This window comes from Clostridium sp. 1001271B_151109_B4 (assembly GCF_015670405.1).
GTDB lineage: Bacteria > Bacillota > Clostridia > Clostridiales > Clostridiaceae > Clostridium.
Window position 1 is genome coordinate 12,253 of the sequence record NZ_JADPBQ010000008.1, and the last position, 25,721, is coordinate 37,973.

Annotated in this window: 21 protein-coding genes and 1 other annotated feature; of the genes, 17 read left to right on the top strand and 4 right to left on the bottom strand. The window is 29.1% G+C overall.

All coding sequences use genetic code 11. The annotated features are described in order from the left end of the window. Positions 1 to 184 precede the first annotated feature (184 nt). The 8 genes from I4V63_RS07155 to I4V63_RS15800 all read left to right on the top strand — a co-directional run bounded on the left by I4V63_RS07155 (position 185) and on the right by I4V63_RS15800 (position 10,769). Positions 185 to 664, top strand: a complete 480-nt coding sequence (locus tag I4V63_RS07155) for an NUDIX hydrolase (RefSeq protein ID WP_196000611.1) — start codon at positions 185 to 187, stop codon at positions 662 to 664. A 219-nt stretch (positions 665 to 883) separates the two neighbouring features. Next, positions 884 to 2,131 carry a flagellin lysine-N-methylase gene (fliB, locus tag I4V63_RS07160; RefSeq protein ID WP_196000612.1) on the top strand — a complete coding sequence of 416 codons (1,248 nt, stop codon included), beginning with the start codon at positions 884 to 886 and terminating at the stop codon, positions 2,129 to 2,131. Between the two features lie 244 nt (positions 2,132 to 2,375). Then, the gene (locus I4V63_RS07165; RefSeq protein WP_196000613.1) at positions 2,376 to 3,983 is read left to right on the top strand and encodes a family 20 glycosylhydrolase; all 1,608 of its coding nucleotides are present in this window, start codon (positions 2,376 to 2,378) and stop codon (positions 3,981 to 3,983) included. Between the two features lie 198 nt (positions 3,984 to 4,181). Continuing rightward, positions 4,182 to 4,520, top strand: a binding site (T-box leader). A gap of 158 nt (positions 4,521 to 4,678) precedes the next feature. Continuing rightward, positions 4,679 to 5,161, top strand: a complete 483-nt coding sequence (locus tag I4V63_RS07170; RefSeq protein WP_042397789.1) for an Lrp/AsnC family transcriptional regulator — start codon at positions 4,679 to 4,681, stop codon at positions 5,159 to 5,161. Beyond that, on the top strand, positions 5,158 to 6,324 hold the full coding sequence (locus I4V63_RS07175) for an aminotransferase class I/II-fold pyridoxal phosphate-dependent enzyme (protein ID WP_196000614.1): 1,167 nt from the start codon (positions 5,158 to 5,160) through the stop codon (positions 6,322 to 6,324). Before I4V63_RS07170 ends, I4V63_RS07175 begins: the two co-directional genes overlap by 4 nt. Before the next feature lie 130 nt (positions 6,325 to 6,454). After that, positions 6,455 to 7,612 carry an alpha/beta hydrolase gene (locus I4V63_RS07180; protein WP_196000615.1) on the top strand — a complete coding sequence of 386 codons (1,158 nt, stop codon included), beginning with the start codon at positions 6,455 to 6,457 and terminating at the stop codon, positions 7,610 to 7,612. Between the two features lie 55 nt (positions 7,613 to 7,667). Beyond that, a complete protein-coding gene (locus tag I4V63_RS07185) occupies positions 7,668 to 10,451 on the top strand; it encodes a glycoside hydrolase family 3 protein (RefSeq protein ID WP_196000616.1) in 2,784 nt (927 codons plus the stop codon). A gap of 192 nt (positions 10,452 to 10,643) precedes the next feature. After that, a complete protein-coding gene (locus I4V63_RS15800) occupies positions 10,644 to 10,769 on the top strand; it encodes a hypothetical protein (RefSeq protein WP_279325750.1) in 126 nt (41 codons plus the stop codon). Positions 10,770 to 10,960: 191 nt separating this feature from the next. On the opposite strand, the gene I4V63_RS07190 is transcribed toward I4V63_RS15800, so the two are convergent. After that, positions 10,961 to 11,497: a PadR family transcriptional regulator gene (locus tag I4V63_RS07190; RefSeq protein ID WP_196000617.1), complete on the bottom strand. Its 537-nt coding sequence runs from the start codon at positions 11,495 to 11,497 to the stop codon at positions 10,961 to 10,963. 233 nt (positions 11,498 to 11,730) lie between these two features. Between I4V63_RS07190 and I4V63_RS07195 the strand changes: the two genes are divergently transcribed. From I4V63_RS07195 to I4V63_RS07205, 3 genes are all read left to right on the top strand, one after another. Further along, positions 11,731 to 12,999 carry an OFA family MFS transporter gene (locus I4V63_RS07195; protein WP_196000618.1) on the top strand — a complete coding sequence of 423 codons (1,269 nt, stop codon included), beginning with the start codon at positions 11,731 to 11,733 and terminating at the stop codon, positions 12,997 to 12,999. A 19-nt stretch (positions 13,000 to 13,018) separates the two neighbouring features. Continuing rightward, positions 13,019 to 14,968 (top strand): FAD-dependent oxidoreductase, encoded by a 1,950-nt coding sequence (locus I4V63_RS07200; RefSeq protein WP_196000619.1) that lies wholly within the window; start codon positions 13,019 to 13,021, stop codon positions 14,966 to 14,968. Between the two features lie 236 nt (positions 14,969 to 15,204). After that, positions 15,205 to 16,971 carry a 1-deoxy-D-xylulose-5-phosphate synthase gene (locus I4V63_RS07205; RefSeq protein ID WP_196000620.1) on the top strand — a complete coding sequence of 589 codons (1,767 nt, stop codon included), beginning with the start codon at positions 15,205 to 15,207 and terminating at the stop codon, positions 16,969 to 16,971. Positions 16,972 to 17,234: 263 nt separating this feature from the next. Here I4V63_RS07205 and I4V63_RS07210 read toward each other — a convergent pair whose 3' ends face one another. Continuing rightward, positions 17,235 to 18,104 (bottom strand): LysR family transcriptional regulator, encoded by an 870-nt coding sequence (locus I4V63_RS07210; protein ID WP_196000621.1) that lies wholly within the window; start codon positions 18,102 to 18,104, stop codon positions 17,235 to 17,237. Between the two features lie 197 nt (positions 18,105 to 18,301). Here I4V63_RS07210 and I4V63_RS07215 point away from each other — a divergent pair, with 197 nt between their 5' ends. From I4V63_RS07215 to I4V63_RS07230, 4 genes are all read left to right on the top strand, one after another. Next, positions 18,302 to 18,655 (top strand): hypothetical protein, encoded by a 354-nt coding sequence (locus I4V63_RS07215; protein WP_196000622.1) that lies wholly within the window; start codon positions 18,302 to 18,304, stop codon positions 18,653 to 18,655. 13 nt (positions 18,656 to 18,668) lie between these two features. Continuing rightward, positions 18,669 to 19,238: a UbiX family flavin prenyltransferase gene (locus I4V63_RS07220; RefSeq protein WP_196000623.1), complete on the top strand. Its 570-nt coding sequence runs from the start codon at positions 18,669 to 18,671 to the stop codon at positions 19,236 to 19,238. Further along, positions 19,231 to 20,712, top strand: coding sequence for a UbiD family decarboxylase (locus I4V63_RS07225; RefSeq protein ID WP_196000624.1), 1,482 nt, complete (start codon positions 19,231 to 19,233; stop codon positions 20,710 to 20,712). Before I4V63_RS07220 ends, I4V63_RS07225 begins: the two co-directional genes overlap by 8 nt. 334 nt (positions 20,713 to 21,046) lie before the next feature. Further along, complete coding sequence (locus tag I4V63_RS07230; protein ID WP_196000625.1) at positions 21,047 to 21,886, top strand: hypothetical protein; 840 nt, start codon at positions 21,047 to 21,049, stop codon at positions 21,884 to 21,886. Between the two features lie 199 nt (positions 21,887 to 22,085). On the opposite strand, the gene I4V63_RS07235 is transcribed toward I4V63_RS07230, so the two are convergent. Together I4V63_RS07235 and I4V63_RS07240 are read right to left on the bottom strand one after the other, a co-directional pair. Then, positions 22,086 to 22,316, bottom strand: a complete 231-nt coding sequence (locus tag I4V63_RS07235) for a hypothetical protein (protein ID WP_196000626.1) — start codon at positions 22,314 to 22,316, stop codon at positions 22,086 to 22,088. Positions 22,317 to 22,504: 188 nt separating this feature from the next. After that, the gene (locus tag I4V63_RS07240) at positions 22,505 to 24,064 is read right to left on the bottom strand and encodes a glycosyl hydrolase 53 family protein (protein WP_196000627.1); all 1,560 of its coding nucleotides are present in this window, start codon (positions 24,062 to 24,064) and stop codon (positions 22,505 to 22,507) included. A 461-nt stretch (positions 24,065 to 24,525) separates the two neighbouring features. Between I4V63_RS07240 and I4V63_RS07245 the strand changes: the two genes are divergently transcribed. Both I4V63_RS07245 and lacA read left to right on the top strand, forming a co-directional pair. After that, on the top strand, positions 24,526 to 25,293 hold the full coding sequence (locus tag I4V63_RS07245) for a DeoR/GlpR family DNA-binding transcription regulator (protein WP_196000628.1): 768 nt from the start codon (positions 24,526 to 24,528) through the stop codon (positions 25,291 to 25,293). A gap of 2 nt (positions 25,294 to 25,295) precedes the next feature. Beyond that, entirely contained in the window at positions 25,296 to 25,721 is a 426-nt protein-coding gene (gene lacA / locus I4V63_RS07250) for a galactose-6-phosphate isomerase subunit LacA (protein WP_196000629.1), read from the top strand.

Here is a 25,721-nt window from a genome sequence, read left to right on the forward strand (position 1 = left end):
ATATTATTTTAAATTATAATTTGTTAATATACTTTCTCTAATTTTTAATTTATCATTAATTGTACAAATTTTGTGTAAAGATATTTTAGTTAGTAGTTATATAATAGATTTGTAAAGTGTAATAATCTTTTTATAGTTTATTAAGGAAAGTTTAGAAGAGGTAGTAAAGGAGGGCGTAGAGACTATGGTATTTCCAACACATATAGTAGCTGCAGGAGCATTGGTTACTAATGAAAAAGATGAGGTTTTATTGGTTAAGAATCCACATAGGGGATGGGAATTTCCAGGTGGACAAATTGAAAATGGAGAAGATTTAATTGAGGGAATAACTAGAGAGGTATTAGAGGAATCTGGGATAAAAATTAGTGTTAAGAAGCTTGCTGGAGTTTATTCTAACACAAAATCATATTTAGGATGGGATAATGAAACATTTGTACCGACTAAAGTAATATTTGATTTTTTAGCAGAAAAGGTTGGAGGAGAGCTAAGGGGAAGTGAAGAAAGTACTGAGGTTGGATGGTTTAGTAAAAATATAGTCTTAGATATGGTAAGTGAGCCTTGGATAAGGGAAAGAGCTAAGGATATGATAGAATTTAATGGACAAGTAGTTTATAGGGTATATTCATCAAGGCCTTATGAAATTTATAGGGATGAATATATTTAATTGATAAGCTTGAAGGGCGTGTAATTTAAAGTATAAATTACATGCCTTTTATATTATAAGATAAATGTTAGGTTAGGATAATTTATAGATAACTATAAAAAGTTTGATATAATGGTATTAATATTGGAAATAATTTAATTAATGATAAAGAACGTTTAGGAAAATGTTAATTAACTTTATAATGAGATTATTATAGAGAAAGTTTAAAGGAAGTAAACAATGGTGAAAAATATTAAAAAGAGATATCCAAGATATTTTGAAGAATTCAAATGCATAGGAGGAAAATGTGAAGATAGTTGTTGCATTGGTTGGAATATTGATATAGATAAAATAACATTTAAAAAGTATTTTAAAGTCAAAGATCCAGAGATGAAGAGAATGTTTCAAAAGAATGTTCAAAATAATGAAAGATGTAGTAGTGAAGATGTTGATTATGGAATAGTTAAATTAAAAAAGGATAAGAGATGTCCATTCTTAGATGAAGAAAATTATTGTGTTATTCATTCGAACTTAGGTGAAGACTATCTTTCAAATGTTTGTACATGTTTCCCAAGAGTAACTAATAAAATAGATGATACTTATGAAATGTCACTTGATGTAGCATGTCCAGAAGCTGCAAGGCTTGTTTTATTAAATGAAGAAGGAATAAAATTTACAAGTAAAGAAGATGAGTTAGGGAAACATATAATATCGGCACAAATAGATACAAACTTAAAGGAAGTTAAAAGTACATCTTTAAAATACTTTAAAGAAATAAGGGATTTTTGTATAGATATAATTCAAAATAGAGACTTTAGGTTAAATGAAAGATTATATATTTTAGGCGATTTTATAAATAATCTTGAGGATAAGTTTAATAATAATTTAGATGATGTAGCTAAATTTATAAGCAAATATGATATTAGAAAAGTGGCTAAAGAATATTCAAGTGCTGATATAAATTCACTACTAGGGAATGATAATATGAATTATATTATACAAATGAATTTTTTTATAAAGATGCTTAAGATTTTAAAAGTAGATAAAGAAGTTGAAAGTATTACATTTAAAAAGTATACAAAAGAAATGCTAGAAGGATATAAGATTGAAAATGATAAATCCATAAATGAAAATTCACTTATATATATAAAAGCTTTTGAAGAATATGAGGAAATTATAGAAAATGAATATAATTATATATTTGAAAATTACTTAGTTAATTTTATTTATAATAATATGTTCCCATTTAATGAGGTATTAACACCATTTGATAGCTATATAATGTTATTGATGAGAGTAGCTTTTATGAAATTTTATTTAGTTGGATTATATTTAAATGGATATGATAATAATAAAGGGGAAATAGTTGGATTTATACAAGTGTTTTCAAAGACTATAGAACATCATAAAGTATTTTTAATTGATGCTTTAGCATACATAAAGAGAAATGAGTTTAATAATATGGAATTTGCAAAAAATCTGTTATAGAGTAAGGTACTGCTAATATTGAAGAGAATATTAGCAGTTTTTTTATTGGTTATAAGAATTAATATTAAAAAAATGGCAAATAATAAAATTTATGAAAGATACTAATTAAAAGAAAATTCATTCTACTATTTATCTAGCAAGTACATTATATGTAAATTAAAGATTTTAAGTTGGTTTAATCAACTAAATTAAATGTAATCATTTTGGTGAATTTTAGAATATTATTTAAGGATGTGAACAAAAGATGAAAAGAAAAAAAGTTCCTCATTTTTATATTGCATTAGTTCTTATAGTAATAATAACAGTTACTACTTTTGGTACAATAAAAGTAGAAGAAGATTTAGATAATGAAAAATATTTGGCTAAAGAGACATTTAGCGAAGAAGGAAGTGCAGATAAAATTAGTATTATTCCAAAACCAATAAGTATTGAAACTAATCAAGGAAGGTTTATTTTGACTAGGGATACTTCAATTTATGTTAAAGGAATTACTGATGAAGAAACAGAAGCGATACGATGGATAGCTGATTTTCTTAGAGAAAAGTTAAGTGCAGCTACTGGGTTTGAATTAAATATTATAAAAGGGGATAATCCACCAGAAGGTAGTATTTACTTAACTACAATTAATGCAAATCCTGAACTTGGAGTAGAGGGATATAATATATTAGCTACTCCTAAAATAGTTAAAATATCAGCATATAAACCAGAGGGAATATCAAGAGGGGTACAAACATTAAGACAAATGTTACCAGCACAAATTGCTAATAGTACAGTAGTTAATAATGTAGAATGGACTATTCCAGCATCAATAATTAATGATAAACCAGTTTATAACTATAGAGGATTAATGATTGATGTTGCAAGGCATTTTTTTACTGTAGATGAAATTAAGAGACAAATAGATTTAGCAGCACAATATAAGATAAATAGAGTACATTTACACTTAAGTGATGATCAAGGATGGAGATTAGAAATTAAAAAATATCCAGAATTAACTCTTATAGGTGGAAGTACAGAAGTTGGTGGAGGTCCAGGAGGATATTATACCCAAGAACAATTTAAGGATATTGTTAGTTATGCTATGCAAAGATATGTTGAAATAGTTCCTGAGTTTGATATGCCAGGGCATACTAATGCAGCGTTAGCTTCTTATGGATTTTTAAATCCTAATGGTAAAAAGGCTCCTTTATATACAGGAACTGATGTAGGATTTAGCTCATTCATGGCGCATAGTGAAAAAACTTATGAATTTATAGAGGATGTAATAAAAGAAGTCGTTCAAATATCACCTTCTAAATATATTCAAATAGGTGGAGATGAAGCCCTTAATACTAAAAAAGAAGATTATGATTATTTTGTAGGAAGGGTTGCTAAAATAGCTCAAAAGTATGGGAAGACACCAATAGGTTGGGATCCAATAGATACATCTCCAGAAATAAATTCAAGTGTAATACTACAAAATTGGAAAGATTCTAATGAAGAAGCTGTAAAGAAGAATATGAAAATAATAGTATCAATTGCAAGTAAAACTTATTTAGATATGAAATATAATGAAAAAACACCATATGGACTTGATTGGGCAGGGTATATTCCAGTAGAAACAGCATATAAATGGGATGTAACAGATTATGCACCAAAGAATTTGGCTTTAGGATTAGAAGCGCCTTTATGGACTGAAACAATTTCTACACAAGAACAAATGGACTATATGATATATCCAAGACTACTTGGATATGCAGAAATAGGGTGGACTCCTAAAGAAAATAGAAATTGGGAAGAATATAAAATGAGATTAGAAAAACAAGAAGAAAGATTAGGATATGAAGGGGTGAACTATTATAAAGAAAGTTAGGTTAAGTTAGTAAATGGTAAAATTTAAAGTGAATTATAGAGTTTTATTATTGACTTAAAAAAGGATATAATAGATAATATTATAAAGAAACATCTTAATATTTTAGATAAAAAAGAAAGTTTAATTTCTTAAATTGAAGATTTTGAATTTTTTTAAGAAGTTCTTAAACTTTTAGTAAAATATTATTTAATATTATAGTTAAAGATTATGATAAGGAAGAGTATTTTAAGCTATTATTTTTAGAGAGCTAAGGTATGGTGAAACTTAGTAATAATACTTTTAAGAAGCAGCCTTTGAATCGCTTTGTTGAGAACTAAGAATTTTCTTAATGTAGGCAAAGTCGTATTTCCTAACGTTATAAGGAATAAAATATGAATGTGTCTCCAAGTTTTCAGAAGATTATATATGAAATTTGGCAAGACGAGTTTAGAACTCTTAGTTATAGAAAAGAGTTGGATTAATTTATATTTTACTGAGTGAGTAAAGCAATTTACTTATTAGGGTGGTACCGCGGAATTTTATAGCTTCGTCCCTTCTATTTTGTAGAAGGACGAAGCTTTTTTTTTAGTTAATAGTTAATAGTAAAGGAATAAAATCTGCTAATGCAGATTTTAAAATATATTTTAGAAACTCCTTAAGGAGTTTTAACATTAACTAATAACTCTAAACTACTAACTATTTAAGGAGGGTTTATCATGGAAGAAATTTTAGAGATTTTAGAGCAAAACAGTAGGTATACTGATGAACAAATAGCTGTTATGGCAGGTAAAACAGTAGAAGAAGTTAGGGAAGCAATTAGAGACTATGAAGAAAAAAGCATAATTGCAGGATATACAACACTAATAAACTGGGAAAATACAGGGAAAGAAACAGTTACTGCATTAATTGAAGTTAAGATAACACCTCAAAGAGGAGAAGGTTTTGATAAGGTAGCTGAAAGAATATATAACTTTGATCAGGTTAAAGCATGTTATTTAATGTCTTCAGGAGGATTTGATTTAACGGTTATAGTAGAAGGAAAAACAATGAAAGAAGTTGCAATGTTTGTATCAGAAAAATTAGCAGTTCAAGATAATGTAATAGGTACAGCAACTCATTTTGTATTAAAGAAATATAAAGATCATGGAACTATATTTAAAGAAAAGAAAGCTTCTAATAGGGAGGTAATATTTATATGATGCTAGAAAATATGATAAGAAAAGAAGTTAGAGAAATGCCTCCTTCAGGTATAAGAAAATATTTTGACATAGTAAATGAAATGGAAGGTGTAATATCTTTAGGGGTAGGAGAGCCAGATTTTGTTACACCTTGGAATGTTAGAGAAGCAGGAATATACTCTTTAGAGCAGGGTGATACTCATTATTCTTCTAATGCTGGATTTATAGAACTTAGAGAAGAAATAGCTAAGTATTTATATAGAAAATTTGATTTAAAGTATAATCCTAAGGATGAGATTTTAGTTACTGTTGGTGGTAGTGAAGGTATTGATATTGCATTAAGAGCATTAACAGGACCTGGAGATGAAGTAATTATTCCAGAACCAAGCTTTGTTGCATATAAAGGATGTACTGCATTTACTGGAGCAACAGCAAAGATAATAAATCTTAAAGCAGAAAATGACTTCAAGTTAACAGCACAAGAGTTAGAAGAAGCAATTACTGAAAAAACAAAGGTAGTTATAATTCCATTTCCTAATAACCCAACAGGAGCAATAATGACAAGAGAAGAATTAGCTCCATTAGTGGAAGTTTTAAAAGATAAGGATGTAATAGTTATTTCTGATGAAATTTATGCAGAATTATCTTATGATAAGCCACATGTATCTATAGCAAGTTTCCCAGAAATTAAGGATAAAACACTTGTTATAAATGGATTTTCAAAATCTTATGCTATGACAGGATGGAGACTTGGATATGTTTGTGGACATCACATTCTTTTAGATGCCATGAAAAAAATTCATCAATATGCAATAATGTGTTCACCTACAACCGCACAATTTGCAGCAATTGAAGCATTAAAGAATGGTGATGAAAGTGTTAGTAAAATGGTGAAAGAATACAATAGAAGAAGAAGAGTTTTAGTTGATGGATTTAGGAAGCTTGGATTAGATTGTTTTGAACCATTAGGAGCTTTTTATGTATTTCCATGTATTAAGTCAACAGGAATGACATCTGATGAATTCTGTGAAAAGTTATTACTACAAGAAAAGGTACTAGCAGTTCCAGGAAATGCATTTGGTGAATGTGGTGAAGGATTTATTAGAGCATGCTATGCATCATCTATGGAAAATATAATGGAAGCTTTAAAGAGAATTGAAAAGTTCTTAAATGAAGTTAGATAATATAAAAAACTGGGCTTTGTAGTCCAGTTTTTTTACATATATAAACTATATTATTATTAATATATAAATATTTAGAACTATGTAAACGTTAATGGTATAATAAAAGTAATAAAGGTAGGAGGGAGTATTTATGAGAAAATATCCAGAAAAGTATTTAGAAGTATTAAAAGATGAAGTAAATATAATAGAGAATAATGGAGTTAAAATAATATTTAAACCAAGTCCTGGAGAAAAAAGAGATGGGTATTTAGATCCATGTGAAAAGGAAATAATGGATGGACATTGGGCAAGTAGAAGAAATGATAAAAGTGAAAAGCTGGAAGAAGTAAAAGGAAATGTAGATAAAATAATAGGAAGTGATGAGGCACCTACATTAGATATGGTAATTTCAACGATTAGAGATAGTATGGGATTCCCTAATTATAACTTAAATACAGCCGAAATTTATACAAAGTTTGAAACTATTACTGATAGTGGAAATGAAGTAGGATTATGGCGTTACTATCCAAGAAATTTAGATAGAAATGAAAATAATAAAGCATTAGTATTCTTCCATGGTGGTGGATGGATTGGAGGAACTACATATGTAGTAGAAAATTTCTGCAAATTGATTGCAGAAAAAGCTAACTGTTTAGTCTTTAATGTAGATTATTCATTAGCTCCAGAAAAGCCATATCCAAATGGATTAAATGATAATTATTATGCAGTAAAGCATATATATGATAATGCTGAAAAATATAGAATAGATAAAAGTAAAATTGCAGTAGCAGGGGATAGCGCTGGTGGTAACTATGCTGCAGCCATATCATTAAAAGCAAGAGATGAAGAAGTACCTATGATTGCATTACAAGTTTTAATTTATCCAGCAGTAGCAATAGGAGATGCATGTGTTCCAGGATATAAGTGGTCAGAAGATATGATAGAAATTGCTCCGGAGTTAGAAGAAAGGGTCAGACCATTAATTGGATTGGGAAGGCCTAGTAGAGATTTAAATGATCCAATGCTAAGAAGCTATCTGCCAAGTTTTGATTTAATAAAAGAGACATATGTGAGTCCTATGATGGCAAAATCACATACTAATTTACCAAAAGCAATTTTAGTAGGTGCAGAGTTTGATGGACTTCGTATTCAAACAGAATTTTATGCAAAGCAGCTTCAAGATGCTGGGGTTGACGTAACTTGTTATAGATATAAAGGTATGACTCATGCATTTATTGATAAGTTAGGATTTGTTCCTCAGGCTGAAGATTTAGCTGAGATAATATCGGAATCAATTAAAAATTTATAACATATAAAAAATATATATAAATGATGAAGGATGAGAATTATTTTAGGAGGATATTATGGGAAAATATAGCTTAGATTTAAAGGAGTATGCAAGGCTTGCTAGGGAAGTTGCGGCAGAAAGTTGTGTATTATTAAAAAATGATAATAATACCCTTCCATTAAGAAAGGGAGATAAGGTAGCTGTTTTTGGACGAAGTGCTTTTAATTATTATAAAAGCGGATTGGGTTCTGGAGGGCTTGTAAATACAAGATATGTAGTAAGTATATTAGATGCTTTAAGGAATGAAAAGGATATTATTTTAGATGAAGATTTATTAGAAATATATAGCGAGTGGATTAAAGAAAATCCTTATGATGAAGGACAAGGATGGGGAACAGTACCTTGGTCTCAAAAGGAAATGAAATTAGAGGATTATATATTAAGGGTATCAAAAGAAAATGATATTGCATTAGTTATGGTGGGGCGTACTGCTGGTGAAGATCAAGATAACAAAGATGAAGCTGGAAGTTATCTTTTAACAGATATTGAAAAAGATATGATAAAAAAGGTTAGTCAAGCATTTAAAAGAACTGTAGTAATTCTAAATGTTGGTAATATTATAGATATGCAATGGGTAGATGAATATAATCCATCAGCAGTACTTTATGCTTGGCAAGGTGGACAAGAAGGTGGAAATGGAGTAGTTGATGTTTTAACAGGTAGGGTAAACCCATGTGGAAAGTTAACTGATACTATTGCAAGAAGTATAGATGATTATCCATCTACTAAAAATTTCGGAGATGCAGAGAAAAATTATTATGAAGAGGATATTTATGTAGGATATAGATATTTTGAGACATTTGCAAAAGAAAAGGTTATGTATCCTTTTGGATATGGATTATCATATACAAGCTTTGAGGTAAAGGGGAAATTAGTTGAATCTACACATAATGAGTTAATTGTTGAAGCAAATGTAACTAATAATGGTGATATATCAGGAAAAGAAGTTATACAAGTCTATATAGAAGCGCCACAAGGTAAACTTGGAAAGCCAGTAAGATCTCTTGTTGGATTTAAGAAGACGGGTATTATTAAGCCTGGTAAATGTGAAAAGTTGACAATAAATATACCTAAAAGTTATATAGCATCTTATGATGATAGTGGTGTAGCTGGATATAAGTCTTGTTATGTTTTAGAAGAAGGTTTATATAAAATCTATATAGGATCAGATGTTAGAAGTGCTCAAGAGTCAGGACAATACGATGAAAAATTTACAATAGTAGAAAGTTTAGAAGAGGCTTGTGCACCAACAGTTAATTTTAAAAGAATTAAGCCTGCATTAAATGAAAATAATGAATTTAATATAAAAAGTGAAGAAGCTCCTGTAAGAAAAGTTAATCTAACTGAAAGGATTATTAAAAACCGCCAGGAAGAAATAATCTATACAGGGGATAGAGGATACAAGCTTGGTGATGTATTTGAAAATAAAGTAAAATTAGATGATTTTGTAGCGCAGTTAAGTTATAATGATTTAATTTATATGTTTAGAGGAGAGGGAATGTGCAGTCCGAAGGTAACTCCAGGAACAGCAGCTGCATTTGGAGGAATTACTGAATCATTAAGAAGTTTTGGAATACCTGTTGCATGTTGTGCTGATGGTCCTTCTGGGATAAGAATGGATTGTGGAACGAAGGCATTTTCATTACCAAATGGTACTGCATTAGGGTGTACATTTAATGTTGATTTAGTTAAGAAACTTTATAAAATGACTGGGATAGAGTTATGTAAAAATAAAATAGACTCACTTTTAGGACCAGGAATGAATATTCATAGAAATCCATTAAACGGAAGAAACTTTGAGTACGTATCAGAAGATCCTATATTAACTGGAAAAATAAGTGCAGCTCAAGTTAGTGGTATTCAAGAAGCGGGATCTACTGCAACAATTAAGCATTTTTGTGCTAATAACCAAGAAGCTTCAAGGCGATTTGTAGATTCAATAGTATCAGAAAGAGCACTTCGTGAAATTTATTTAAAAGGTTTTGAAATTGCAGTTAAAGAAGGCAAAGCACGTTCAGTTATGACTACTTATAATCCTGTAAATGGCATATGGACAGCAGGAAGCTATGATTTATGCACTACTATTTTACGAAAAGAATGGGGATTTGATGGTATAGTAATGACAGATTGGTGGGCAGAAGCAAATATTGAAGGTGAAAAGTCTACAAGAGAAAATAAGGCTCCTATGGTAATAGCACAAAATGATTTATATATGTGTGTATCAAATTCATTAGAAAACCCTGAAAATGATAATGTTAAGGAAAAGTTTGAAGCAGGAGAAGTTAAAAGAAGTGATTTACAAAGGAATGCTAAGAATATATTAAAATTTATTATGAAATCACAAGCTATGTTACATGAATTAAATTTGATAAGTGAAGAAGATTTAGAAGAGATTAATGGAGAAGACGATAATGAAGCTTCAATTGAAGATATTGTTTATTATCATGCAGATAAAGATAGTAATAATATTATTATAGATGGAAGTAATTTTAATAATAAAAAAGGTGATTCAGAAGTTTTTGGAATAACTTTAAATGAAATGGGACTTTATAATGTTGAAGTAACAATGAAATCAGAGCAAGGACCATTAGCTCAATTACCACTTTCTATTTATTACGATAATTCATTAAAATCAACTATTACTATTAGGGGAACAGAAGGTGAATGGGTTACTGAAAGTAGGGAATTAGGATTTGTTTTTGGTGTAAATCATTATATTAAGTTATACTTTGGAGCAAGTGGGTTAGATATTGATAAAGTAGTCATTAAATTTGTCGGTAAAGGAAAGTTACCATTTTAAAAAAGATAATAAAGATGTAGTTACCTTCAGAATCAATTAAATATTTAAATTGATCCTGAAGGTAATTTATTTATATAGACTATAACAATAATTGAATTGTAAGCAAATTGTGAAATTTATGAAAAAATTTATGGATGAAAAAATTTATATTAGGGAAAAGTCTTATTTATATAAATCTAAAGGGAGAATAGAATGGTCAATGATTTAGAGAGAGTTAATAAAGAAACTATAAGTGAATTAGATTATTTAAAATTGTTATCTAAACAATATCCAAGTATTGCATCAGCAGCAACAGAAATAATTAATAAGGAATTTTAATATACCTAATATTATAGAGAGTTATTTATAAAAGCTTTAATTAAGTGTTATTTTATAAGAAAATAAGTATTTTAAGAGTAGATAAAAAAGCAGTATATAAAAATCATAAAAGGATATTAATATACTGCTTTTAGCATTTATAAATCATAATAATTATTAATTTAATTATTATGATTTATAATGTATATAACTTAGTTTTTACAATAGCCAATACATTTATTTAGCCATTCAATAGATCCTTTTTCTCTTATAATGGCACTTTCTAAAACAATATAATCGCCAAAATCATTACTATCAATTGGTGGAACACCGTTATAACGAACTATTTGACTATATAAAAATTCAAGTCTATCATTATGTTGCTCAAGTTGATGTTCTAATAGAGAAATTCTAGTATTAACATCTAAATTATTAGAAAAATACATTCTAAGTCTGAAAATATTTTTTGGAGTAGATTCCATAGGTTGATCTTTTTTTAGCCAATCTAAAAATTCTTTTTTACCTTTTTCAGTAATGCTATAAAGCTTTTTTTCTAGTACATCACCACTTATTTCAATATCAAAAACTATAAGACCTTCATCAACTAGCTTTTTAAGTTCAGGATAAATTTGACTATGTTTTGCACTCCAGAATTCAGCTAACTGAAAATTAAATTCTTTTCCTATATCATAACCAGTCATAGGACGTCTATTTAACAATCCTAAAATTGCAAATTTAAGGGTTCTCATTTAAATGCACCTCTTCCTTATTTATCAATTAATTATAACATGAATGAACAAATTTACAATGTAGCAGAAAGAGTGATGATATAATTTAATATCAAATTTATAGATATATAGTAACAATATATAAACACAAACATATAAATATTTATATGTTTGTGTTTACATGTAAAAATTTTTATGATAATATAATGCTGTAAATAGTTAATAATTTAACAAGTAGTTAGGAGAGAAAAGTAATGAATTTAACGAAAAAAAGGTGGATTATATTGGTGGCAAGTTGCTTTATTAATCTATGCATTGGATCAATTTATGCATGGAGTGTATTTGCAACACCTATGGCAGAATATTTAAATGGTATTACAGGAGCAACTTATACAGCTGGAACTTTAGCGATTGTATTCACTGTAACTAATTCAGTTGGGCCAATTACAATGATTACAGGCGGTAGAATAAATGATAAATTTGGACCTAAAAAGGTTATTTTCTTTGGTGGGTTACTGTTTGGAATAGGAATGATATTATCTGGTTTTTCAAATAGCTTACCTATGCTGATAGTATGTTATGGAATAATAACTGGACTTGGAGTTGGAATGGTTTATGGATGTACAATAAGTAACTCTGTTAAATTTTTCCCAGACAAAAGAGGGCTAGTGGGAGGAGTTACAACTGCAGCTTATGGACTTAGTTCAGTAATAATACCTCCAATAGCAAATTCTTTAACAGGGAATTTTGGAATAACTTCAGCATTTAAGATTATAGGAATTGTATTTTTATTAATTGTATGTATTTCATCATTCTTTATTGAAAAATGTCCTGCAGATTTTATTCCAGAAGGATGGACTGCACCTGTTGCTAAAGGGGGAGTTGCTAAGAATATTGATAAGGACTGGAAGGGAATGATTTCAACACCAATATTCTATGTAATGATTATTTTATTAACTTGTGGAGCGTTTTATGGATTGATGTGTACTTCGTTAGCATCTGCAATTGCTCAAAATATGATTGGTATGACAGCAGCGGCAGCAGCTATAGTAGTTTCAGTTTTAGCATTGTTTAATACTGCAGGGCGTATTATTGCTGGTTATATATCAGATAAAATTGGAAGAATAAATACTTTATCACTTGCATTTATTATTTCTATTACTGGATTAGTATGTTTGCTTTTATCAGGTGAAGGGGATGTAGCATTATTCTATGTTGGAATTTCAATTATAGGAGTATGTTTTGGAGCGTTTATGGGAGTTTTCCCAGGGTTCACTGTGGACCAATTTGGTGTAAAGAATAATAGTGTTAACTATGGAATTATGTTTATTGGATTTGCATTTGCAGGTTATGTCGGGCCAACGGTATTAAAAAATGTATATGCAACAGATGGAAGTTATCAAAGAGCATTTGTTATAGCAATTGTAATTGCAATAGTAGGTTTATTATTAACATTTGCTTATAGATATATAAATAATAAAGAAACACTTAAAGTAAATAATAAAAAAAGTATAAATGCTTAATTAATAAGGAGAAGAAGAAATGGAAAGAAAATATCCAAATTTATGTAGCCCAATTAAGATTGGAAATGTAACTTTTAGAAATAGAATGTTTTCAGCACCTATGGGAGGTACTGATATAACAGCAGATTGTACAATAGGACCAAAATCAACTAAGTTTTATGAATTAAGAGCAAAGGGAGGAGCTGGTGCAGTTACAATTAGTGAATGTATGGTTCATCCTGAAACAGATGGTTCACATGCATATCACTTAGATTTAAAAATAGTAGATTCGCTAGCTAGTTTCACATATACAGCAGATGCTATTCGTAGACATGGAGCTATTCCAAGTGTAGAATTATCTCACTCAGGACAATATGCAGGAACTTATTTAGTTGATAAGAATAAAAAGCAAGGAATGGCACAATGGGGAGTTAGTCCAAGTGTTCGTCCAGATGGATTAGAAGTAAAAGAATTAACTCAAGAAATAATAGATGATATTGTAAAATCATATGGAGAAGTTGCAGGACTAGCTAAAAGAGCCGGATTTGAAATGGTTATGGTTCATGGTGGGCACGGATGGTTAATTAATCAATTCTTATCACCTTACTTCAATAAAAGAACTGATAAATACGGTGGAAGTTTAGAAAATAGAGTTCGTTTTGCAAAAGAAGTTTTAGATAGTGTTCGTAAAGCTGTTGGCCCAGGATTCCCAATAGAGTTTAGATTAAGTGGTTCAGAATTATTTGAAGGTGGATACACATTAGAAGATGGTATTGAAATAGCAAAAGAATTAGAATCAAAGATAGATTTACTTCATGTATCTGCAGGTACTTATCAAAGAGGATTTGGTATTACACATCCTTCAATGTTTTTAGATCATGGATGTAATGTTTATCTTGCAGCAGAAATTAAGAAGCATGTAAGTATTCCAGTAGCAACTATTGGTGCGTTAAATGATCCAAAGATGATGGAGGAAATAATCGCTAGTGGAAAAGCTGATGTTGTTGAAATGGCACGTGCACTATTAGTTGATCATGAGTTACCAAGAAAAGTTATGAGTAACAAGGATGAAGATATAGTAAAATGTTTAAGATGCTTTACTTGTATGGCAGAAAGAGCTGCAACATCTACAAGAAGATGTACAGTTAATCCATTAATAGGTAGAGAAATGGATGGAATGGAAGTTACTCCAGTATTAAATCCTAAAAAAGTTTTAATAGCAGGTGGAGGACCAGGTGGATTACAAGCTGCAATTACAGCTGCGAAACGTGGTCATAAAGTAATACTTTGTGAAATGACTAATGAGTTAGGTGGAATACTAAAAGGTGAACAAGCATTACCATTTAAATATGAAATGTATGAGTTAGGGAATACTTTTGGTAAATTAGCAAAAGACTTAGGAGTTGAAATAAGATTAAACACAAAAGTTACTAAAGAGTATGTTGAAAATGAAAATGTTGATGCATTAATTATTGCAGTAGGTTCTGAAGCAATAGTACCACCAATTCCAGGATTAGATGGAGATAATGTAGTTGTGGTCAATAGTTACTACTTAGAGTCAGAAAAAGTTTCTGATTCAGTTGTAGTAATTGGTGGAGGATTAGCAGGAACAGAAGCAGCAATTCACCTTGCACAAGAAGGTAAAACTGTACAGTTAGTAGAAATGAGAGCTGAACTTGCTCCAGATGCTAATATTAGACATAGGCCATTATTATTAGAAGAGATTAAAAAACAAGGAATTAATGTTCATACAGAATATAAGGCTTTACGTGTAACAAGTGAAGGTGTTATTTGTGAAGATAAGGATGGAAATGAAGTTATGATTCATGGAACTTCTGTAATATGTGCACTTGGACAAAGACCAAGAAGAAATATGGTTGATGAGTTAATTGATTGTGCACCATATGTTGCTCAAATTGGAGATTGTGTAAAAGCATCTACTATAACTAAAGCAGTATATGAAGGTCATCATGCTGCGCTTGATATATAAAATTAAAATTTTATTGTAATATAAAACAATGAGACTAAATTATATTGGAATTAATATAATTTAGTCTTATTATTTTTATAAGTTAATAGATAGTTGAAGGTTGTAAGTAGAGCTGATTTTAATAAATTTATATAAATATAGATTTAAATATGTAAAAAAGTATTGACTTGAAGTTAACTCCAGGATTTAAGATAGACATATTAGGAGAAAATGTTAAAGGTAATGGAGGAAATATTATGAGTAACAATATTTTAAATAAAGTAAATGAACCAAAAGATTTAAAAGTACTTAGTGGAGAGGAATTAAATATATTAGCTCAAGAAATAAGAGATGTATTAATAAAGAAAGTAAGTAAAACAGGTGGCCACTTTGGGCCAAATTTAGGGATGGTTGAAGCAACTATTGCAATGCATTATGTTTTCAATTCACCAGTAGATAAAATAGTATATGATGTTTCGCATCAATCATATCCACATAAAATTTTAACTGGAAGAAAGGAAAGTTTTATTAATCCAGAAAAGTTTGGCGATATTACAGGATATACATCACAACATGAAAGTGAGCATGATTTCTTTACTGTAGGTCATACTTCAACCTCAATTAGTTTAGCATGTGGATTAGCTAAAGCTAGAGATGTTAAAGGCCAAAATGAAAATATTATAGCTGTAATTGGCGATGGTTCTTTAAGTGGTGGGGAAGCTTATGAAGGTTTAAACAATGCTGCAGAATCAGGAAAAAATATAATAATAGTAGTAAATGATAATGACATGTCAATTGCAGAAAACCATGGTGGATTATATAAAAACTTAGCAAAACTTAGAGCAACTAATGGAACTGCAGAAGATAATTTCTTTAAGTCTCTAGGATTTGAATATTTTTATGTAGAAGAAGGAAATAATCTTGAAAAGCTTATAGAAGCATTTAATAAAGTTAAGGATACTAATCATCCAGTAGTAGTTCATATCAATACAATTAAAGGTAAAGGATTTGAAGACGCGGAAAAGAATAAAGAAGCTTTTCATTGGGTAATGCCATTTGATTTAGAAAATAAAGAATCAAATAAAATTGAATTTCCAGAAGGTTACACAGACATTTTAGGAAAATTTTTAGTTGAAAAAGCTAAAGAAGATAAAAAAATTGTAGCAATAACAGCAGCAACTCCAGGGCCAGCTGGATTAAATTATTTCAGACAAGAAGAAAGTCTTAAGGAACAATATGTAGATGTTGGGATAGCAGAAGAACATGCAATAGCCCTTGCATCAGGAATAGCTTCACAAGGTGGAAAGCCAGTAGTATCAATTTTAAGTTCATTTGTTCAAAGAACTTATGATCAATTATCACAAGACCTTGCAATAAATAATAATCCTGCACTTATTATGGTTTCTTGGGCAGGAATAACTGGTGGAGATGTTACACATTTAGGTATATTCGATATACCATTAATATCTAATATACCTAATATAGTATATCTTGCACCTACAAATAAAGAAGAGTATCTTGCAATGATTGAATGGGGTATAGAACAAAAAGATCATCCAGTAGCTATACGTGTACCAAATGGGAATGTTATATCAACTGGAGTAAGGGTTGAACCTAATTTTGGTGATTTAAATGTTTATGAAAAAACTATACAAGGAAATGAAGTTGCAATTATTGGACTTGGATCATTCCATGACCTTGGAAGAAAGGTTCAAGAAAAGTTGAAGGTGGATACTGGAATAAATGCAACATTAATAAATCCTAGATTTATTACAGGCATTGATAAGGAAATGTTAGTGAATTTATTAGAAAATCACAAATTAGTAATTACTTTAGAAGATGGAGTTCTTGATGGTGGTTTCGGAGAAAAAATTTCTAGATTCTATGGTGATAAAGATATGAAGGTATTAAATTTTGGTGCTACAAAAGAATTTACAGATAGAGTATCAATGGAAGAATTATATGAAAGATATCATTTAACAGAAGAGTTAATTGTTGAAGATATTAAAAATGCATTAAAATAGTAATAATAATTAAAATGAGAGCTCTTTTAAAATGGAAGGAGCTCTCATTTTTTATCTTATAAACTAATCAATAGTTTTACTTAATTATAGAATGATTAAGATTGAAGAAAGAATTGAGTATTTTATTCAAAAAAGGAAGCTATAGAGGTATTGGATAAATTTATATATCAATTAGCAGCTCAACTATATAACTTACATTGTGTTTTGGATACTGAAGTTATAGCTATCGGGGGAGGAATTAGTGAGCATGATATATTAATTCATTATTTGCTCAAATAGTCTTTAAACTTTTTTTCAATTTTAGATAACTTCTTATCCTTTAAATGAACCAAACATAAATTACTATGTATTTTTTCCTTTAACAAAACAACAGAAATACTTTTCTTATCAAAACATTCTACAGATTTTCTCATAAGTGGAGAAATTCCCATGCCAGCAGAAACAAGACCTATAATATTTTCTATCCTACTATTAAAGCAAACAATATTAGGTTCAAATGAAGCTTTCATACATTCACTTACAAAAAAATCATAAACACCAGAATTCGGTCCTAAAGAAATAAAACTTTCATTTGATAATTCAGAAATAGAAACATATTTCCTTTTTGAAAGTGGATGAGATTTAGGAACAATTAACACAAGTTCATCTTGAGCTAAAGGTGTAATATCTAAATTTGAATAATCTAATGTATCACTTCTTAAAAATGCAAAGTCTATTTTTTGAGATAATAATAAATTTAATATATCAGCATGCTCACCTTCATGGAAGGTAAGTTGCAAATCAATAACTTTATTTTTAAAACTTCCAATAAGATTTGCAATATTATATTGATTTATTACCGGAATGTATCCAATAGATAATTTAGGGAATGAAGAGGTAAATTTATTTAAATCAAGTATTAGTTCATCATAATTACTAACTATATTTATAGCATATTTTTTCAATGAAATTCCTGCATCTGTTAACTTAACATGGCGAGTACATCTTTCAAAAAGTAGACAATTAAGTTCACTTTCTAATTTTTTTATATGCTTAGATAATGAAGATTGAGATATACATAATTCTTCAGCAGCCAAAGAAAAACTACTATATTTTTCTACACTTAAGAAGTATTTTAAGCTTTCTATATTCATAAGTTTATCACCGTCATTTCTGAAATATATTAATATTATATCATGATGATTATTAAGGAATATACATATATTTAGAATTTATTCCATAATGGAATAAATGTATATTAATTAAAGAATTGTTCATGAAGAGAATGTTAAATATAATTTGAGTATATAGTAGTAACTTTAAAAAAACTTTGAGAAATAGGGAAAATTATATGATGAAAATAGAACGTTGTTATAAAAATATAAATATAAAATTAGAGGCAATATTCGTAGGGGATGATTTATGTGCAGTAGTAACAGGCGGGGATAAGCCTCATGTTGGAACAATATCTGTATATTCAAAAGAAGAGGGAATAAAAACAATTTCTTTGAAAAATCATAAGGATTATATTATTGGAGAGGTTTTCATAAACAGTATAAAAGATAATTTTAATGGAAATATATCTGTGAGCTGTGGGATACATATAGATAATATATCAAAAGATCAGATAGAAGATGTCTATGAATGTTGTAATAAAATTTTTCAAGAATTAAAGGTGGAACTTTTTAAAGTTACTACTAATTAAATGAGGTGAAAAAATGAATTTAGTTATAGGAGTTACTGGAGCAACTGGCACTGTATATGCAGTTAGGTTACTTGAATATTTAAAAGGCATAGAAGAAATAAAAACTCACTTAATAATGAGTAAATGGGCAATTAATAATTTAGAAGTTGAAACGCATTATTCATTAGATTATGTTTATGGTTTAGCTGACTTTGTACATAATAATGATGATTTAGGAGCTTGTGTTGCGAGTGGTTCTTTTTTAACAGATGGAATGATTATTCTTCCTTGTAGTATGAAGACACTAAGCAGTATAAGTAATGGGTTTTCAACTACATTAATAGATAGAGCTGCAGATGTAATGATTAAAGAAGGGAGAAAATTAGTTATTTCACCTAGAGAAACACCCTTAAGTTCAATACATTTAGAAAATATGCTAAAACTTTCAAAGTTAGGGGTTAGAATAGTGCCACCAATGCCAGGTTTCTATTCAAATCCTAAATCTTTAGATGATATTATAAATCATCATATTATGAAAATATTAGATCAATTTAATATAAATATAAGAAATGATTTAAGATGGAAGGTAAATGAGTATGAATAAAGTAGAAATTAATGATTTAAGAAGTGCTATTGAATACTTAAAATATATTAAAGGACAATTAGTAAAAAGTGATGTTGAAGTAAATCCACATGGGGAACTTGCAGGGGTATATAGATATGTTGGTGCTGGAGGAACTGTAAAGAGACCAACAAAGATAGGGCCGGCTATGATTTTTAATAATATTAAAGGTCATAAAGACTCTAAAGTTATAATCGGTCTTTTAGCTAGTAGGGAAAGAGTTGGTATGCTTTTAGGTTGTGAACCTAAAAAGTTAGGGTTTTTATTGAATGAAGCAGTAAAGAATCCAATAAATCCAATTATAATAGAAAATGAAAATGCACCGTGCCAAGAGGTTGTACATTATGCAACAGATGAAGGTTTTGATATAAGAAAAATATTACCTGCACCTACTAATACAGAAGAGGATGCTGGACCATATATAACTTTAGGAATGTGTTATGCAAGAGATCCTGAAACTGGAGACGGTGATGTTACAATTCATCGTTTATGTTTACAAGGTAAGGATGAATTATCAATGTTCTTTACACCTGGGGTAAGACATTTAGATGCATTTAGAAAAAAGGCTGAGGAAAGTGGAGAACCTTTACCAATATCTATTAGTATAGGTGTTGATCCTGCAATTGAAATAGCATCATGTTTTGAACCACCAACTACACCAATTGGATTTAATGAATTATCTATAGCTGGAGCAATAAGAAAGAAACCAGTTGAAATGGTAAAATGTTTAACTGTTGATGAAGCTGCAATTGCAAGAGCTGAATATGTAATTGAAGGTGAGTTAGTACCTAATAAGAGGGTAAGAGAGGATATGAATACAAACACTGGAAAGGCAATGCCAGAGTTTCCAGGTTACACAGGTGAAGCTGCTAAAGAATTACCTGTAATTAGAGTAAAAGCTATAACTCATAGAAAAAATCCAATAATGCAAACTTGTATAGGACCAAGTGAAGAGCATGTTAATATGGCTGGTATTCCAACAGAAGCAAGTATAATTCAAATGGTTGAAAAAGCAATGCCAGGTAGACTTGTAAATGTATATGCTCATCCAGCAGGTGGTGGAAAATATATGGCTATATTACAAATTAAAAAGAGTATGGCTAGTGATCAAGGTAGAGAAAGACAAGCGGCATTATTGGCATTATCAGCATTTTCAGAATTAAAAACTGTAATATTAGTTGATGAAGATGTAGATCCATTTGATAGTAATGATGTTTTATGGGCATTAAATACTAGATATCAAGGGGATATTGATACAATATTTATTCCAGGAGTAAGATGTCATCCTTTAGACCCTTCACAAAGTCCAGAATATAGTTGGACTATTAGAGATAGGGGAATAGCATGTAAAACTATATTTGATTGTACTGTACCTTATGAATTAAAAGATAAATTTAAGAGAGCTAAATTTACTGAAGTAGATTTAGAGAAGTTTAAAATAGAAGAATATAAATAATAGTGAATAAGAGACATCAAAATAACTTTTGATGCCTCTATTAAATTATTTAATAGGTTCGTAATATGACTACTAATAAGTTAGTGGTGGTATTTTTGAATTTGAAAGATGTAACTAACTATTAAGTGTTTACATATAATACAAAGAGAATTTAGGATATTAGTAGTTTATTTGAATAATTAATATTGTAAGTATCAGAGTGTTAGATGAGATTTTAGGTCTAGCACTTTTTATAACCTCTCAAAGTGTACAAATTTTATATAAGAGAATTTTTAATTTGATATTTTAGTTTGTGAAGCTTTATGTATGGCAAGAAATATGGGGTAAACTATATATGGGGTGTAAGAAATCAAAAAATAACAAGGGTAAAGAGGATATTAAGAATATATCTAAGAGTGATGAATTTCAATTATCATTATTAAATCTACAAGTAAAGGTAATTTTAATATATATGATATCAACAATATTTCTTTTTTATGGTGTATTACAAAGTATAAAATTAAGTTGTGATAAAGGGGAAGTAGGTAGTAATCCAAATATATTATTAGTTGAAGGACAATACCTAGCTTTAATTGCAAGTATATTAATTTCTTATATAGATTTTAGTAGATATAATGAATTGAATGAAAGATGTAAAAAAGGGGAGATAAATAGGTCGCTGGAGCCAGAAGCTTTAATAAAGCAAGCATCTATACTTTCAGTGATATTATATGAATTGAATATAATTGTAGGAGTGGCAACATATAAAGCTAGTTTTGTTATAAATACTTTTAAATGTGATAAAAAGCATATAGATAGATTATCTTTACAAGCAGCTTGCTTTATAATGAGATTTTATGGTGATTATTTTTTGTTAAGAGCTACATTAAAAAGTATTAATTTAATAAGAAGTAAATATGATAAAAGAATAGGCAAAATAGAAAATCCTGATGTAGATGCGGTAATTGCAGCAGAAATTTATGTTATACAAAGGGGAGTACTTTATAATATTAGTTGCAGTGAATTAGAAGATTTAATAAATAGTGGGGATGGGCTTGAAAGGGAGTTATTACTTTTACCTAAACAAATTTTAGTAGTTGCAAATATATTTGGAGTTGTAGCAAATATTACTTCGTTAATGGGATTTATTAAATTGTATAATAGAAATTCTAATGAACCTATTTTTGGTAGATAAAATTAAATTATATAATTTCTAAGGAGTATTACAGATATATTATTAGAAGGTGTATTTTTTATAATGTAAATTTAGAGATATAAGGTATACAAAGATGAATTATGATAAAAGTAGATATATGTATTTTTAATAATAAGTATATCTACTTTTATTATTTTAAGACCATTGATATAAGAGCAAAAAAAGAATACTTTATATTTCATTCTGTATTTGGAAAAAAGATTGCTGCAGTTTTTAAATTATAGTTTCCTATTGAATTTCCTTCATAATAAGTTTCAGGTACAAATATGCTTAGTTTTTGAAAGTTAGTATCTACTGGATTTTCAACATATATTATGTTTTCAAATGCACGATATTTTAATGTTTTCTCATCTAAAGTTATTGTTTCTACAGTATATTTCTTATCATTAAATTTTAAGTCGTAATTCATTTTATGGCTCCTTTCAATAATATTCTTTTATATAATTTTAAGATTATTATGGGAAAGTAAGCAATTCAATTTGTAAAATGGATATATTCCAATTAGGAATATATTTAATTGCCAAAAGTAAAACAAAAAATCATATGTGAGATTATTAAAAACACATATGATTTTTGATTTATCTATATTAGGTAAATTTAATCTACCTCTACTAATATCCACATATGAGACCAAGCTTCGGTATTAGTAGTTTGAATTGTTGGAATTAATTCTTCACGAGAATCATATTGCAATCCTAGTATTTTATTACTATTTCTATTTTCCAGTGTATAATAAGAGTCCCATGTGCTATTAAATTTCCATTGTTGGTTATATCCATTATTATCTTGCCATTGGATACAGGATGCACCATCATACAATGAAGAAGATGATATATCTAAAACTTTTCCGCTTCCGACATTTTGAATTTTATAATAACCATCTCCCGTAGAAATTAGCTTCCATTTTTGACTATCCCAACCGTAATAAGTGTATTGTTCTATAGTGCTTCCATTATCAAGAGAGCCTCCAGAAACATTTAAGGCTTTTCCACTTAATCTATTTACTATCTTATAATTGGTATCAGTATTAGGAAAAGAACTATTAATAGTCTTAAAGGCATCTAATGCTGTTGTAAATTTAAGAGTATTAGTAGAAATTTCTTTGCAAGCACCTAAAGGATATTCATCTGGAAGAACAGAGGAGGTAACTGCTGGTTCCCAATAAAAGACACCTAAACCTTTATTGTTAGGAACCTCCATAACAGCATTAATAACAGCTTTAATTAGGTTATAACTTTCAGTTTCATCACTATCTAACCCACCAACTTCACAAACCATAACTTCCTTATTATAACGAAAAGCCATATCGTTTAAGTTATAAGATAATTCATCAATACTATCTTTATAATCCATATCGGCCCAATAAGGATAATAAGACATACCAATAACATCATAGTTAGCTCCAGCAGTAGTTAAGGAATCAAAAATGGTTCTAAATAATTCATTTTCATGACCTTCTGCTAAATGAATAATAACCTTTGATGATGGACTAACTTTTTTTACAGCTTCATAACCTTTATTTATGAATGATACCCAGTTAGTAACATCAGGAGTGCTACTTCCATTCCAGATATAGCCGTAAGGCCAAAGCATTCCTGAATTATTTTCATTACCAACTTGTACCCATTCAGGATAAATACCAGCATTAGCAAGGGAAGTCATGACCTCGTAAGTATGATTATATACATCCTCCTTGAGTTGTTCTAATGAATGATTGGACCATTCCTCAGGGATGTCCTGATAAGCAGGATCAGCAAAATGATCGCTATAATGGAAGTCAATCATTATTTTTAGCCCTAAATCAGAAGCTTGTTTAGCCATTTCAACTACACTATCTTTATCAGCATAGCCTAATAAACAAGTAGTACCATCATTTTTAGTCCATTGAGCACTTGTAGGCGGATTAACAAAAACCCTTAATCTAACAGAATCAATCCCTTGGTCTTTAAGTATTTTTAATGGATTTTCAGTAACTCCAGATTCATTTACCCATGATATTCCATTATCTTGAAGCTGACTTATCCATCCAATATCAGCACCCTTAGAAATAGTAGAGTAAGCTGAGACAGCAATACTTTTAGTAGAGTTATTAAAAGAACTCAATAAGGAAAATGAAATAATTACTAATAAAATAATTTTGAGAAAATTTTTAAACATAAGCGTTACCTCCTAAAAAATAAATTGAATTTTCAAAATAGGGTAGAACTTTATAGAGTATGTTTGAAAATGTTTGTTTTTGTGTATAAGCTAAATATATTTATTAAGTAATTTAGAAATTAATATAGCAAATCCTATTTTGTTAAAAAGAATAAAAGACGTCTTTAAATATATTTTATAAGTAAAAACATTAAATGTAAACATAATCAAAGAAAAAACTATTAATTCAAAACAGATATTAATAGGAGATTAATGTATTAAAAAGAAAAAAGTAGAAAAACTAAGTAATTAGCAGTAATAAAGAGTAAGAATGAGATAATTTTAATAAATACCAAAATTAAGCGTAATATGAGCAAATAAGTTTATTGAAAAAAAAGGAAATAGGTATATAATAAAAATATAAACAAAAAAGATAAAAACCAAACAAATACAAACAAAAGCGAGCAGAGGAGGTGAAAAATATGCTTAAAGAAGAAAGACATCAGTTCATTTTAGAAAAACTAAATAAGAATGGAATTATTAAGGTTGCAGATTTAACAGAGGAGCTTGAAGCAACTGAAATGACAATAAGAAGAGATTTAAGATTTTTAGAAGATAAGGGATTATTAATAAGAATTCATGGTGGTGCAAGGCTTAAGGAATATATAAGATTCGAGGAGCTTTCGCCAAACGAAAAGAGGAGTATAAATACTCAACATAAAATAGAAGTGGCCAAGATTGCAGCAAGTTTAATAAGCGATAATGATAATATATATATAGGGCCAGGAACAACAACTGAGTATATGTATGATTATATTGAAGCTCGAAATGTAAAAATTATAACTAATTGCCTTAATATTTTTGAAAAGTTCAAAGATGATGATAAATTTGAGGTCATATTAGTTGGTGGTAGATTAAGAAAGAAAACAAGTACATTTGTTGGGGCCTTTGCCAATGAAACTTTAAGTAAAATAAGAGTTAAAATGGCGTTTATTGGTGCTAATGGTATTTCAGATAATAATATAATGACATCTAATGAAGAAGAAGGTGAAAGCCAAAGAATTATAATTAATAATTCAATGGAAAGGTATTTAATGTGTGATTGTAGCAAAATTGAAAAAGAAGATTTCTATACATTATATAAGTTAGAGGACATTACTGCATTGGTTACTAATGAATGTTTAGATAAAGAATTAAAAGATAAGTATTCTAATTATTGTAAAATAATTTGTAGTATAAAGGGGGAATAAAAATGAAAATATTAATAGGGTCAGATAAAAAGGGTGAATCTTTAAAGAATCACCTAAAATCATATCTTATCTGTAAAGGATATCAAGTGATTGATAAAACAGAAGATGAAATGGATTTTGTTGATTCAGCTCATGTAGTTTGTAAAGGAATACTTAGTAATGAAGGAGATAGGGGAATACTAATAGATGAATTTGGCGCAGGATCATTTATGGCTGCTAATAAGCATAAAGGAATAATATGTGCAGAGGTATCTGATGAGCATTCAGCACATATGACAATAGGTCATAATAATACATCTGTAATAGCTTTAGGATCAGGGATAATTGGAGAAAAATTAGCTGAAAGAATAGTCGATTCGTATTTAGAATCAGAATATGATGGTGGTAGACATCAAATAAGAGTAGATATGTTGAATAAAATGTTATAG